Annotated in this window: 12 protein-coding genes and 1 pseudogene; 4 read left to right on the top strand and 9 right to left on the bottom strand. The window is 64.9% G+C overall.

The features are described 5' to 3' along the window. Positions 1-66 precede the first annotated feature (66 nt). Positions 67-561, top strand: coding sequence for an STAS domain-containing protein (locus AADZ55_RS03410; RefSeq protein WP_085323604.1), 495 nt, complete (start codon positions 67-69; stop codon positions 559-561). Here the strand turns inward: AADZ55_RS03410 and AADZ55_RS03405 are convergent. The 9 genes and pseudogenes from AADZ55_RS03405 to AADZ55_RS03365 all read right to left on the bottom strand — a co-directional run bounded on the left by AADZ55_RS03405 (position 558) and on the right by AADZ55_RS03365 (position 10387). Further along, positions 558-833 (bottom strand): hypothetical protein, encoded by a 276-nt coding sequence (locus AADZ55_RS03405; RefSeq protein ID WP_085323605.1) that lies wholly within the window; start codon positions 831-833, stop codon positions 558-560. The genes AADZ55_RS03410 and AADZ55_RS03405 overlap by 4 nt on opposite strands. Continuing rightward, complete coding sequence (locus AADZ55_RS03400; protein ID WP_085323763.1) at positions 830-1363, bottom strand: DUF3093 domain-containing protein; 534 nt, start codon at positions 1361-1363, stop codon at positions 830-832. The genes AADZ55_RS03405 and AADZ55_RS03400 overlap by 4 nt, the downstream gene beginning before the upstream one ends. A gap of 35 nt (positions 1364-1398) precedes the next feature. Continuing rightward, complete coding sequence (gene hemB / locus AADZ55_RS03395; protein ID WP_085323606.1) at positions 1399-2388, bottom strand: porphobilinogen synthase; 990 nt, start codon at positions 2386-2388, stop codon at positions 1399-1401. Between the two features lie 160 nt (positions 2389-2548). Next, positions 2549-4228: a uroporphyrinogen-III synthase gene (locus AADZ55_RS03390; protein ID WP_085323607.1), complete on the bottom strand. Its 1680-nt coding sequence runs from the start codon at positions 4226-4228 to the stop codon at positions 2549-2551. Positions 4229-4260: 32 nt separating this feature from the next. Beyond that, complete coding sequence (hemC, locus tag AADZ55_RS03385; protein WP_085323608.1) at positions 4261-5190, bottom strand: hydroxymethylbilane synthase; 930 nt, start codon at positions 5188-5190, stop codon at positions 4261-4263. Between the two features lie 13 nt (positions 5191-5203). Next, entirely contained in the window at positions 5204-6607 is a 1404-nt protein-coding gene (locus tag AADZ55_RS03380; RefSeq protein ID WP_085323609.1) for a glutamyl-tRNA reductase, read from the bottom strand. 52 nt (positions 6608-6659) lie between these two features. Continuing rightward, positions 6660-6975, bottom strand: a pseudogene (locus AADZ55_RS03375) (glutaredoxin family protein). 68 nt (positions 6976-7043) lie between these two features. Then, on the bottom strand, positions 7044-9947 hold the full coding sequence (locus AADZ55_RS03370) for an RND family transporter (RefSeq protein WP_085323610.1): 2904 nt from the start codon (positions 9945-9947) through the stop codon (positions 7044-7046). Then, positions 9944-10387: an MmpS family transport accessory protein gene (locus tag AADZ55_RS03365; RefSeq protein WP_085323611.1), complete on the bottom strand. Its 444-nt coding sequence runs from the start codon at positions 10385-10387 to the stop codon at positions 9944-9946. The genes AADZ55_RS03370 and AADZ55_RS03365 overlap by 4 nt, the downstream gene beginning before the upstream one ends. A 491-nt stretch (positions 10388-10878) precedes the next feature. Here AADZ55_RS03365 and AADZ55_RS03360 point away from each other — a divergent pair, with 491 nt between their 5' ends. The 3 genes from AADZ55_RS03360 to AADZ55_RS03350 are packed head-to-tail and all read left to right on the top strand — an operon-like array spanning position 10879 to position 13274. Next, positions 10879-11799, top strand: a complete 921-nt coding sequence (locus AADZ55_RS03360) for an HAD family hydrolase (RefSeq protein WP_085323612.1) — start codon at positions 10879-10881, stop codon at positions 11797-11799. 46 nt (positions 11800-11845) lie between these two features. Beyond that, entirely contained in the window at positions 11846-12346 is a 501-nt protein-coding gene (locus AADZ55_RS03355) for an FAS1-like dehydratase domain-containing protein (protein WP_085323613.1), read from the top strand. A 22-nt stretch (positions 12347-12368) separates the two neighbouring features. Continuing rightward, positions 12369-13274: a cyclopropane mycolic acid synthase family methyltransferase gene (locus tag AADZ55_RS03350; RefSeq protein WP_085323614.1), complete on the top strand. Its 906-nt coding sequence runs from the start codon at positions 12369-12371 to the stop codon at positions 13272-13274. Positions 13275-13279: the final 5 nt, after the last annotated feature.

Below are 13279 nucleotides of genomic sequence, written 5' to 3'. Positions count from 1 at the left end.
ACCCGCACGGCGACCGAAGCAACGGCCACAAAGCAAGCAAGGGGCCACGGAGAACGGGGGATACGAATGACCATCGCGATCGGCACGGCGGCTTCAAAATCGGGTTCGAATGTCATGGCGCGACAGGGAAACTCCACCGTTGACTGCAGTGGGGCTCAGATTCGGGCTTACCTTCATCACCTGGCAACGGTGGTAACCGTCCGCGGCGAGATCGATGCGGTCAATGTCAATCAGATCAGCGCGTACATCCGGCGCTTCACCCTCGGGACAAATCCTGTGGTGGTCGACATGAGCGAGCTGAGTCACTTTAGTGCGGCAGGTATCTCGCTCTTGTGCATCCTCGACGAGGACTGCCGAGCCGCTGGGGTGGAGTGGAAATTGGTCACGAGCCCGGCGGTCACCGAGCAGCTGGCCCTGGGCGCTGACACGCAACAGGCCCAGGACGGGAACGGGGCGATGTTTCCGACTACGCGCTCGGTACACGAGGCGCTCCGCAACCTGGCCGACGCCATCGCCCGCCGCCGTCAGCTGGTGCTGCCGCTCATCAAGAAGGCGAACTAGCGCTGGCTAGGGTCGTCCGCGGGTGCCGGGCTGCGCCGGGCACGCCGCAGCCTGGCCGTCCCCACCACCGCCAACACCCCCGCGATTGTCGCCAGCAGCAAGGTCAGCATCAGCAGCTGCGGGTGATAGACCACCGACACGGTCAGCGGCTGACCGTCGGCGACGGGCGCGACGGCCACGGCGGAACGGGTCTGCGACCAGCTCAGGGCCCCGCCCATCAACGCGGCACAGGCCACGAACAGTTCCACCCCGGCCCGGTAGCGGTCGATCACCGTGCCGACCCGCTGTCGCTATCACCGTCGACGTCGGAATCCACCGGCCCGACCCGCTCCTGAACCAGCGGAGTCAGCGCCGCCCGCAGCTGTCGGTGACGGCGCGCCCAGGCCTGGGCGGTACGGCCTCCGGTCAGCTTCAGCCCGATCCCCACCCGGCCCCGCGGTACCCCGACCAGCTCGCCGAGGGTCCGCGCCGACTGCCACTTTTCCGGCACTTCCGCGCGTTTGTCCGCCTCGGGATAGATCCTGACGATCTCGGCCACCAGGATGGTCTCGGTGCCTTGGCGCAGGGCGTCATTCGTCAGCTCGACCGACGTGTGAATGCGTCCCGCCTTCACCTGCAATGCCACAAACGCCGACACCATCACCAGGAAGATCGCCGGAGTTATCAACCCAACCCCGGCGCCGCTGGATATCTCGATGAGGATCATCGACACCGCCGCGAGCGGACCGGTCAGCACCCAATACCAGCTGGCACCGGGCTCGTAGAACAAGGGCTCGGGCGGGATATCCCCCGCTGATGTCATGTTCAGCCCCATCTCGTGATTGTTGCCCGGGCCCGTCAAGTTAGCCACCGTGCGGCCTGGTCGGCCCAATAGGTGAGCACGATGGCGGCCCCGGCACGCCGGATGCTGGTCAACGACTCGAGCACCGCGGCACGCTCATCGATCCAGTTGTTGGCCGCCGCCGCGCGAATCATCGCGTACTCCCCCGAGACCTGATAGGCGGCCACCGGCACCCGCGAGAGATCCGCCGCAGCCGCGACCACATCGAGGTAACCCAGTGCGGGTTTTACCATCACGATGTCGGCGCCTTCATCGAGATCGAGCTCGATCTCGCGCAACGCCTCGGCGACGTTGCCCGGCTCCTGCTGGTAGGTACGCCGGTCCCCGGACAGGCTGGAACTCACCGCCTCGCGGAACGGGCCGTAGAACGCCGAGGCAAACTTCGCGGCGTAAGCCAGGATCACCACGTCGGTGTATCCGGCAGCGTCCAGGCCGTCCCGGATCGCACCCACCTGGCCATCCATCATCCCGCTGGGGCCTACCACGTGGGCGCCGGATTCAGCTTGCGCCACAGCCAGTTCCACGTATCGGGCCACGGTGGCGTCGTTGTCGACGCGGCCCCGGTCGTCGAGGACGCCGCAGTGCCCGTGATCGGTGAACTCGTCCAGGCAGGTGTCGACCATCAGCACCGTGGCTTCACCGAGGTCCTTCGCGAGATCGCGCAGGGCAACGTTGAGGACGCCGTCGCGGTCCGTGCCGGCCGAACCGATGCCGTCCTTGTCTTGGTCGCGCGGCACGCCGAACAGCATGAGTCCGCCCACACCGGCGGCCACCGCCGCCGCAGCGGCGCTGCGTAGGGAATCACGGGTGTGCTGCACTACGCCGGGCATGGATGCGATCGGCCGCGGCTCGTCAATACCGTCGGCAACAAACATCGGCAGCACTAAATGCCTTGGCTCCAAGGATGTTTGGGCCGCCAAACGACGCATCGCGGCGGTCGAGCGGAGCCGGCGCGGTCGCTGCCGCGGGTAGCCATGAACACTCATGACCGGCGACCCGCAGCGCCCGGCTCCGCCGCGCTCGCGATCGCCACTAGATAAGTCGAGTGGCGACCCGCAGCGCCCGGCTCCGCCGCGCTCGCGATCGCCACTAGATAAGTCGAGTGGCGACCCGCAGCGCCCGGCTCCGCCGCGCTCGCGATCGCCACTAGCGCCTGCGGCTCTTCTTGCGCGGCGGGGGCAGCGCGCCCTCAGCACGCAATCGGGCGGCATGTTCGGCCAGCGCATCGACCAGCGGGCCGATGGCGGCGGTGTCCGGCTGCACATCGACCCGCAAGCCGAACTCGGCGGCCGTCTCGGCTGTCTTCGGACCGATACAAGCGATGATCGTCCGCGCGTGCGGCTTGCCGGCAATGCCAACCAGGTTCCGCACCGTCGAGCTGGAGGTGAAGCACACCGCGTCGAACCCGCCCGTCTTGATCATTTCGCGGGTGGTCGCCGGTGGCGGGGCGGCCCGAACGGTCCGGTAGGCGGTGACGTCCTCGATCTCCCAGCCACGCTCGCGCAGTCCCTCTGCCAGCGTTTCGGTGGCGATGTCCGCGCGCGGCAGCAAAACCCGGTTAACCGGGTCGAAGACGCTGTCGTAGGGCGGGAAGTCGTCCAGCAAGCCGATCGAGGACTGTTCCCCCGACGGCACCAACTCGGGGCTGATCCCGAACGCGCGAACCCGGTCGGCGGTCGACTCGCCGACACAAGCGATCTTCACCCCGGAGAACGCGCGGGCATCGAGACCGAATTCGCCGAACTTCTCCCACACCGCACGCACCGCGTTGGTGGAGGTAAACACGACCCACTGGAATCGGCCATCGACCAGGCCCTTCACGGCGCGCTCCATTTGCGCGGGGCTGCGCGGCGGCTCGACGGCGATGGTCGGCACCTCGACCGGCAGCGCACCGTATGAGGTGAGCCGCTCGCTCATCTCGCCAGCCTGATCCTTGGTGCGCGGGACCAATACGGTCCAGCCGTACAGGGCGCGGCTCTCCCACCAGTTCAGCTTCGCCCGGCTGGTCACGGTCTTGCCGATGGTCACTATCAGCGGCCCGGTCAACGGGCCCACCGGGTCGGTGGCGCCCAGCACGGCCGGGTCGGTCAGTCCCTGCAGCGTGGTTTCGACCGAACGCTGCTGGCAGGTGGTCCCGTGCGCGGTCACCACGCAGGGAGTGGAGTCGGCCAGATGGTGTTCGATCAGGGCGCGGGCCGATTCGGCCAGATGCGATCCGGTGTCCTGCAGGATCAGCGGTCCCGGTGCGGCGGCAAGTGCCTCCCAGTCGGTGTCCTTGGGGTCGATGCGCACGTCGGCAACGGTGTACGACGTGCCCAGCGGCAACCCCGCATAGGTCGGGACCGCGCTGCTGGCGGCCAGGCCGGGCACGATTTCGATGTGCAGATGGGTGCGGGCGACGGTGTTCACCTCGGCGATGACCGCGTCCACCGTGAACGGATCGCCCGCGACCAGCCGCACCACGTCGACACCCGAACGAGCCTCGGCGGTCAGCATCTTGGCGACATCGGCGGGATCGCCCAGCGCCGGGCGGATGTCGGGACCGCCGGACACTACCGCGGGTGCGGCCTGGCCGCGCTCCTTGTCGGGGGCGTCCTGCGCCGTGTCGGCGTTCCCGGCAACCGGATCGGCGGGCGCCGGGCCGGACATGGGCGGCAGGTCCTTGCCGATCAGCGCTAACACCGGCTCCCCTACGTCGGGATCGGTGAATACCAGCGCGGCGTTTGCCAGCACCGTAGCGGCCCGTGCGGTAAGCAAACCGGGATCGCCCGGACCCGAACCCACGAAAGTGATCCGGCCCGGTCTCGGCTTACGCCCTCGCGTCATGATTGTCACTCCCAGTCACTTCTTCGTGCGGGCTATTGCCGCGCTCCCCACATCAGTTCCCGGGCGCCCAGCTCGAACAGCTCCGCGGCGACCGAGAGCCCCAGCTCCCGGGCCCGACCGGAAGTGCCGATACCGGACGCGCGGATCACGTCTGATCCGTCCAGCGCCGCTACACAGCCGCGCAGCGACAGCTCCTCGAAGACGCGGCCGTCCTCATCGATGGACTCGACCACTTCCGCGATCGCACCCACCGGTGCGGAGCAACCCGCCTCCAGTTCGGCAAGCAGGGCTCGCTCGGCGGTGACCGCCGCTCGCGTGTCGGCGTCATCCAACTCCGCCAGCACTGCCGCCAACCGGCTGTCGCCGGCGCGGCATTCAACCGCGAGCGCGCCTTGCGCCGGTGCGGGCAACATCTGCACCGGCTCCAACGTCTCGGTCACATCATCGAGGCGGCCTAGCCGGGCCAGGCCGGCCCGAGCCACCACGATGGCGTCAAGATCACCGCTACTTACCTTGTTCAACCTGGTATCTAGGTTGCCTCGTAGGGGGCGAATTTCCAAACCGAGACCCAATGCCCTAAGCTGTGCGGCCCGCCGCGGCGAGGATGTGCCCACCAACGAGCCCACCGGCAACTCCCCCAGCGTCAGCCCGTCACGGGCAACCAGCGCGTCGCGGGGGTCATTGCGCGGCGGTATCGCCGCCACCGTGAACCTCGGGTCGTGGGCGGTTGGCAAATCCTTGTGTGAATGCACCGCAGCATCAACACGGCCGTCCTCGATCGCCTCCCGCAACGCGGTGGTAAAGACGCCCACCCCAAGGCTGGCGATCGGCGCCATGGATCGATCGCCCGCGGTGCTGATGGTCACCAACTCCGCGCCGTGGCCACTAGCGATGAGGGCGTCTCTGACGGTTGCGGCCTGAGTGGTGGCCAGCAGGCTGCCCCGGGTGCCTATCCGGATCACGTGCGCCAATCAGCTACTCGGCGGATTGCTTTGGGCTACCCCGCGAGACACCTCTGCCGCGGCGACTTTCAGCGCCGAATCCGTTTGACACCACCGGTAATTCACCAGCAGTGGCGACGGCATCGACGGCGGTCTGGTCAAGCTCGAAAAGCTCGCGCAGCGCCTCGGCGTAGCTGTCACCGCCCGGCGCACTGGCAAGTTGCTTGATCCGCACGGTAGGCGCGTGCAACAGCTTGTCCACCACTCGCCGCACGGTGCGAGCCACCTCCTCGCGCTGGGCGTCCTGCAGGCCGGGCAGCCGGTTGTCCAGGCGCAGCAACTCCGCCTCGACCACATCAGCGGCTCGCTGGCGCAGCGCCGTCACGGTCGGAGTGACCTCGGCCATCCGCTGCCCCACCAGATAGCTGGCAACTTCGGCGGCGACGATGTGGCGGGCCGCGTCGACGTCGGCGGCCGCGGCATGCGCCGACGGTTCATGTTGCACGCTATCCACATCGGCGACCCACACACCGGGCAGTCCGGCTACCGCCGGATCGACGTCACGCGGCATGCCCAAGTCGCAGATCACCAGCGGATGGGTGACTTCGTCACGGCGGGCGGCGGCCAGCGCATGGTGCACATCGGCCAGTGAGACCACCGGACGCACCGCCCCGGTACAGCTGACCACCACGTCGACGTCGGCCAGGGCGTCAGCCAGGTGGTCCAGCGTCAGTGCCTCCGCCGGCACGCCCGACTCGCGGATCTTGCGGGCCAACCGCTGCGCCCGGGACAACGACCGGTTCAGCACGTGGACGTGTCCGATGCCGGCACGGGTCAGGTGCACCGCCGACAGCGCGCCCATCGCCCCGGCACCGATCACCGCGGCGGTCCTACCCGCCAGCGAGCCCAATTTGCGTTCGGCCATTCCCAGGGCGACCGAAACCACGGAGGCACCGGCCGCGTCGATGGCGGTTTCGGAGTGCACTCGCTTGCCGACGGACAGCGCCCGCTGCGCCAACTCGTGCAGCACCCGACCGGCGGTGCAGTTGGATTCAGCGACGGCGTAGGCGCGGCGCACCTGCCCCAGCACCTGTTGTTCGCCGATCACCGCCGAGTCCAGACCGCTGGCAACCGCGAACAGGTGCTCGACCGCTGCCTCGCTGTAGCGGACATATGCGTACCTGGTCAGGTCACCCATCGACATACCGGAGTGTTCGGAAAGCACCTGCCCGATCACCGACAGCCCGCCGTGGAACGCGTCCACCACGGCGTAGACCTCGACTCGGTTGCACGTCGACAGCACCATGGCCTCGGTCACCAGCGGCGACTGCAGCACGCGGTCAACGATCTTGATTTGATCGGATTCGTCGATGCTGAGTTGTTCCAGGACGGAAACCGGCGCGCTGCGATGCGACACCCCGAAGAGCAGGACGCTCACGGCAGCACCACCTAGCCAGCTCCCTTAATGTCCGCAGTAAGTGAACTGCTGTCTACGGTAGACGTTGATCAGGTGGCCTACCAAATATCGGCCACGTCAACGGGCAGTCAACGGCCAGCTAGATCGGCGCGCAGCCGGTCCTCGTCGACCTCCCAGTAGCTGTGCTCGCGGCCGTCCAGCAGGATCACCGGCAGACGATCGCCGAACTCGGCTCGCAGCTCCGGGTTGCCCGTCGACGCGACGGCGTCGACGTCGGTCGTGGACAGGTCGAAGCCCAACTCGGTGGCCAGTTCGGCCAACTGCGCGTGTATCCGCACGCAGACCGCGCATCCATCGCGGGTTAGCAGCTCCACCCGGGGCCGACACATGGGCACCAGTGTGGCACTGGTCAAGTCGCGCGCAGAGGTGCGGTCATGTCCGGGAGCGACTTGCGGTTCTAGGGCCGACTCGTCACTGACGACTTCTGATCGGGCGGCAGCAACAGGGCGCGAACTAGGCGACGGGGACCGGAGGGCCGCAGCATCTGGCTTGCCGGGCGCGGGCGCACTCGTTGTGGCCACCAGAACCACCGTCCGAGGAGCGCGGCGATGGACGGTGTCATAAACGCGCGCACGATGAGCGTGTCGAACAACAAGCCCAGGCCGATGGTGGTGCCGATCTGACCGATGATCCGCAGATCGCTGAACACAAACAGGGACATGGTCACGGCGAACACCATGCCGGCGGCGGTCACGACGCCGCCGGTGCCGGCCATCGCACGGATGATGCCGGTATTCAAACCTGCCCCGATTTCCTCTTTGAGCCGGGAGATCAGCAACAGGTTGTAATCCGATCCCACGGCCAGGAGCAGGATTACCGACATCGCCAACACCATCCAGTACAACTCGATGCCCAGGATGTCCTGCCAGACCAGCACGGAAAGGCCGAAAGAGGCGCCCATGGACAGCAGCACGGTTCCCACGATGACCATGGCGGCAACCACACTTCGAGTGATGATCATCATGATGATCAAAATCAAACTGATCGCGGCCACTCCGGCGATCAGCAGATCGTATGTGGCACCTTCCTGAATGTCCTTGAACGTGGCGGCGGTGCCACCCAGCAGGATGGCGGCGCCCTGCAACGGAGTTCCCTTTATGGCCTCCCTCGCCTCCCGCTTGATCGGGTCAACACGAGAGATGCCCTCGGGCGTTGCGGGGTCCCCCTCAAGGGCAATGATAAAGCGGGCCGCCTTGCCGTCCGGAGACAAGAACATCTTCAGGCCCCGCTTGAAATCCGGATTTTCAAAAGCCGACTGCGGCAGATAGAACGAGTCATCAATCTGGGCGGCATCAAAGACCCGGCCCATTGCGCCGGGATCCTTGCTATTCATGTCCTGTTGTTTATAGAACGACAGCAGCACGCCATGCCAGACAAGCATCATGTCTCGCATTGTCGTCATCGCGGATATCATCGGTGGCATCTGCGCGCGCATCTGCGGCAAAAGCGTAACGAGAATATCCATATCCTTGACCAGGTGCTCGAGCTTTTCGCTCAGCTGGTCCACACTGTCAAACATGTCGAATATTGATCTTATCGACCAGCATAGCGGAACATCGTAGCAATGCTTCTCCCAGTAGAAATAGCTGCGAATCGGGCGGAAGAAATCCTCGAAGTCAGCGAGGTGGTCCCGTAAGGTGTCGGTGATATTCGACATGTCGTGCGTTAGGTGATCCATGTCGACAGTATTATCAATAACCTCACCCATGAGTCGATACATGTTATGCATCGTAGCAATGGATATATTCATTGCGTCGACCTGGATCAACATGTCGTCGATTCGGTCTTTCATAAATTGCATCTGCTCGTTACTATTCACGCCTTGCATGCTGATTATGAATGGAATCGAAGTGTGCTTGATGGATGTTCCCAGGGGCCGGGTTATCGATTTGACCTGTTCAATACCGGGACTGTGGTAGATATTCTTGGCGACCTTGTCTAAGACCAGCATGTCCACCGGATTACGCATATCGTGATCGCTTTCGATCAACAGCACCTCGGGGTTCAGCCGGGCCCGCGAAAAGTGTCGACCCGCCGCCGCGTCCCCCACATTGGACGGCATGCTGGCGGGCATGAATTTGCGCAGATCGTATGTTGTCTTGTAGCTAGGCAAGGCCAGCAAGCCAACAGAGGCGACCGCGCAGGTCGCCGCGAGCACCGGCCCGGGCCAACGAACGATCGCCGTTCCCACTCGGCGCCATCGCCGTGTCCTGATTGGTCGCTTGGGGTCCAGGAGCTTGAAGAAGCTGCCGACGGTCAGCACCGCCGGGCCGAGTGTGAGCGCGGCGAAGACGGCGACGAGCATGCCTATCGCGGCCGGCGCGGCGAGCGTTTCAAAATACGGAAGTCGAGCAAAGCTCAGGCAGTACAGGGCGCCGGCGATGGTCAAGCCCGAACCCAGGATCACGTGGGCGGTCCCGTGAAACATCGTGTAGAAGGCGGTTTCGCGATCCTGGCCGGCGTAGCGCGCTTCGTGGTAGCGACCGAGCATGAAGATTGCGTAGTCCGTGCTGGCCGCGATGGCCAACAACACCAGCAGGTTGGTCGCGAATGTCGAAAGACTGAAAATGTTGTGATAGGACAGGAAGGCGACGATTCCCCGGATTGCGCCCAGGTCGATTCCGACCATGACCAGAACAAGAACCGCGGTCACTACCGACCGGTAGATGAACAGCAACATCGCCGCGATCACCAAGCTGGTAATCGCGGTGACCCTCGCGATGCTTTTATCACCGGCCTCGGACTGATCGGCGTTGAGCGCCGACGGACCGGTGACGTAGGCCTTGACCCCGCGTGGTGGCGGCGTGGTGTCCACGATATGGCGCACCGCGTCGACCGAGTTGTTGGCCGCGGTTTCGTTGTTGCCGACCAGATACACCACGACATAGGCGGCTTTGTCATCCGCACTCTGCGATCCCGCCGCGGTCAGCGGATCGCCCCAGAAGTCCTGGATGTGCTCGACATGTCGGGTATCAGCCGAAAGCTTTTGCATCAGCTGGCTATAGAATCGGTGCGCGTCTTCACCGAGGGGCTTGTCGCCTTCCAACACAATCGTCACCGCGGTATCGGAATCAAACTCGCCGAATACCTGACCAACGCGCTTTATCGCCTGAATCGACGGGGCGTCGCTGGGGCTCATCGATACCGAATGCGCTTTTGCGACCACTTCCAGTTGCGGCACGGCGAGATTGACGACGGCGGTGAGCCCCAGCCAGAACAGCACGATCAGCACCGCAAACCGGTGGATCATCCGCGGCAGAAAAGGCCGCTGCGCAGTTGATGGGGCCTGCTTTTCGCTCATGCGGAACTCACCTGGCAGAAGGTTAATGCTCTCGGTCCGGTAATGGACCTCTCGTCCTTGACCACGCCGTTCACGATGATCCGGCAGCTGAGCACGTCGCTGCTACTTTGCGCCATTAGGTTGACGCTGACCGCGGGCAGCGTCGTCGTGACCGTGACGGACCACGGCAGGGGCACGCTCTCCAGTCGCTGCACCCGGGCATCAGGATCCAGGTAGGAGATTTTTGCGGTCTTGGCGGGGCCAAAGACTTCATAGGTCACCCGCTTGGGGTTGAACTGCGGGACATCGAGATCGGGCTTGACCATCACCGTGGGTTGCTGATGAACACCGAAGATGCGGTGCAGCCGATAGATTCCGAGCCCCCCGACGACGGCCACGACCACAACGGCCAGCAGCAACCACACGCGCCTCACCACGCCGCTAACCGGAATCATCCTCACCCTCGTGTTACGCCACCGAGCACAAGATTCCCGCTCGATCGAGTGCTCCGGCACGGCTCGACCCGTTTACAAGGTTGCGCTGAGAGCCTCTATCGCGCGGACCTATACCACCTCCCGAAATTGTCGCGTTAGCTAGCGTAGCGCTACCACCGACGGGCTGAAGCGTTTCGGATTTCACGTATACCTCGCTACCTGTGCCCATGGGCCGCTGGCCGGTTGGCCTCGAACCGGTCCCGGTCAAGCGTTTGCACCGAAAGCCGCTGCGGCCTTGAAGATTTCGACGCTTTGCGTCGAACTCCCGGTTGGCTCAGCTCGCGCCCGGTCTGTCGGCACCCCGAGACCGCACACACCGCTGCCCACTTGGAGCGCAACCATCGCACCAAACCCCGGAGGTTCGCGTGTTCAAGCCGCGCCAACCGGGTAAACCTCCCCGGCGCATTTGCCCGGATAGTGTTGATACCGGCCGCACCGGCCGCGATTAGGAGTTTGTGATGGTTTCCTCCGACCCGGGTGGGGCAGACCAGGCCGGTCACGTCGACCTGACATCGCTGGCCGACCCGCTGCCACCCAATGCCAGCGCCACCCGAGCGCTTGCGGACATGGGGGCCCACGTCGCCGCCGACAGTGGTCCGCAACCGCCGATCGACCTGACCGCAGCCGCCTTTTTCGACGTGGACAACACCTTGGTACAGGGCTCGTCGGCGGTGCACTTCGGCCGCGGGCTGGCCGCTCGCCACTACTTCACCTACCGCGACGTCCTCGGATTCCTCTACGCCCAGGCCAAGTTCCAGGTACTCGGCAAGGAGAACAGCGACGACGTGGCCGCCGGCCGACGCAAAGCGCTCGCGTTCATCGAGGGCCGCTCGGTCGCAGAGCTGGTGGCCCTGGGCGAGGAGATCTACGACGAAATCATCGCCGACAAGATCTGGGCCGGCACCCGTGAGCTCACCCAGATGCACCTCGACGCCGGCCAGCAGGTGTGGCTGATCACCGCCACGCCCTACGAGCTCGCGGCCACCATCGCACACCGGCTCGGCCTGACCGGGGCGCTGGGCACCGTCGCCGAGTCGGTCGACGGGGTATTCACCGGGCGACTGGTCGGCGAGATCCTGCACGGCACCGGCAAAGCTCATGCGGTGCGTTCGCTGGCGATCCGGGAGGGACTCAACCTCAAGCGCTGCACCGCCTACTCCGATAGCTACAACGACGTCCCCATGCTGTCGCTGGTGGGTACCGCGGTCGCCATCAACCCCGACGCCCGGCTGCGCAGCCTGGCCCGCGAACGGGGATGGGAGATCCGTGACTTCCGAATCGCTCGTAAGGCCGCCCGGATCGGGGTTCCGTCGGCGCTGGCGCTGGGCGCCGCCGGTGGCGCACTGGCGGCTCTGGCATCCAGACGCCAATCACGCTGATAAGCTGCGCCGCTGAGCAACTATTCGAGCGGAGAGCGGCAGCCCCATGACAGTTCCCGAAGAAGCCCAGACACTGATCGGTAAGCATTACCGGGCGCCGGACTACTTCGTGGTCGGACGCGAGAAGATCCGTGAGTTCGCGGTCTCGATCAAAGACGACCACCCGATGCACGACAGCGAGGCTGACGCCGCCGCCGCCGGGTACCCCGCGCTGGTGGCCCCGCTGACCTTCCTGGCGATCGCCGGGCGGCGCGTGCAGCTGGAAATCTTCACCAAGTTCAACATCCCGATCAACATCGCGCGAGTCTTCCACCGCGACCAGAAGTTCCGTTTCCACCGGCCGATCCTGGCGGGCGACAAGCTGTACTTCGACACCTATCTCGACTCCGTCATCCAGTCTCACGGCACCGTGCTCGCCGAGATCCGGAGCGAAGTTACCGACGCCGAAGGAAAGCCGGTAGTCACCAGCATCGTCACCATGTTGGGTGAAGCGGCCCACCACGAGGCGGACGCCGACGCGACCGTGGCGGCCATTGCATCGATCTGACCCCGGAAGTAGGGTCTGCCTAATGACGCAACGGGGTGTGAAACTTCCCGAACAGCTCTCTCCGCCTGTGGAAGCCGTTCAATCGCATTACGACCGTTCGAATGAGTTCTTCAAGCTGTTTCTCGATCCATCGATGACCTATAGCTGTGCGTACTTCGAGCGTGGCGACATGACGCTGGAACAGGCCCAGCGCGCCAAGCGTGACCTCGCGCTGGGCAAGTTGGGGCTCGAGCCCGGCATGACACTGCTCGACATCGGCTGCGGCTGGGGCTCGACCATGAGGCACGCGATCGAGAAGTACGACGTCAACGTGATCGGCCTGACGCTGAGCGAGAATCAGCTGGCGCACGACAAGCAAAAGTTCGCCGAGATGGACAGCCCCCGGAAGAAAGAGGTACGACTGCAGGGCTGGGAGCAGTTCGACGAACCGGTGGACCGGATCGTATCGCTCGGCGCCTTCGAGCACTTCGCCGACGGCGCGGGCGACGCGGGATACGAACGCTACGCCCGCTTCTTCAAGATGTGCTACGACGTGCTGCCGGACGACGGCGTCATGCTGCTCCACACGATCGTGGTGCCCAGCGCCGAGGAGGCCAAGGCGCGCAATCTGCCGATCACGATGAGCCTGCTGCGCTTCATCAAGTTCATCTTGACCGAGATTTTCCCCGGCGGAAAGTTGCCCCTGATCTCGTTGGTCGACGAATACTCGACCCAGGCTGGTTTCAAGATTGCCCGCCACCATCAGATCGGGTCGCACTACGTGCCCACCTTGAACGCCTGGGCCGCGGCCCTGGAAGCGAACAAAGACAAGGCCATTGAGCTGCAGGGGCAAGAAGTCTACGACATCTACATGCACTACCTGACCGGCTGTTCGGACCTGTTCCGCGACGGCTACACCGACGTTTGCCAGTTCACCATGGTCAAGTAGCGGAT

Source organism: Mycobacterium decipiens (assembly GCF_963853665.1).
In the GTDB taxonomy this organism is placed as follows: Bacteria; Actinomycetota; Actinomycetes; order Mycobacteriales; family Mycobacteriaceae; genus Mycobacterium; species Mycobacterium decipiens.
Note: the sequence above shows the minus strand (reverse complement) of the source record. Positions and strands in the feature narration are given on the sequence as shown.

Excerpts from the sequence above, each read along its gene's own strand:
- AADZ55_RS03355 (WP_085323613.1), top strand. The coding sequence starts at position 11,846 with ATGACAGTTCCCGAAGAAGCCCAGACACTGATCGGTAAGCATTACCGG.
- AADZ55_RS03400 (WP_085323763.1), bottom strand. The coding sequence starts at position 1,363 with ATGACATCAGCGGGGGATATCCCGCCCGAGCCCTTGTTCTACGAGCCC.
- AADZ55_RS03370 (WP_085323610.1), bottom strand. The coding sequence starts at position 9,947 with ATGAGCGAAAAGCAGGCCCCATCAACTGCGCAGCGGCCTTTTCTGCCG.
- AADZ55_RS03350 (WP_085323614.1), top strand. The coding sequence starts at position 12,369 with ATGACGCAACGGGGTGTGAAACTTCCCGAACAGCTCTCTCCGCCTGTG.
- AADZ55_RS03410 (WP_085323604.1), top strand. The coding sequence starts at position 67 with ATGACCATCGCGATCGGCACGGCGGCTTCAAAATCGGGTTCGAATGTC.
- AADZ55_RS03360 (WP_085323612.1), top strand. The coding sequence starts at position 10,879 with ATGGTTTCCTCCGACCCGGGTGGGGCAGACCAGGCCGGTCACGTCGAC.
- hemB (WP_085323606.1), bottom strand. The coding sequence starts at position 2,388 with ATGAGTGTTCATGGCTACCCGCGGCAGCGACCGCGCCGGCTCCGCTCG.
- AADZ55_RS03390 (WP_085323607.1), bottom strand. The coding sequence starts at position 4,228 with ATGACGCGAGGGCGTAAGCCGAGACCGGGCCGGATCACTTTCGTGGGT.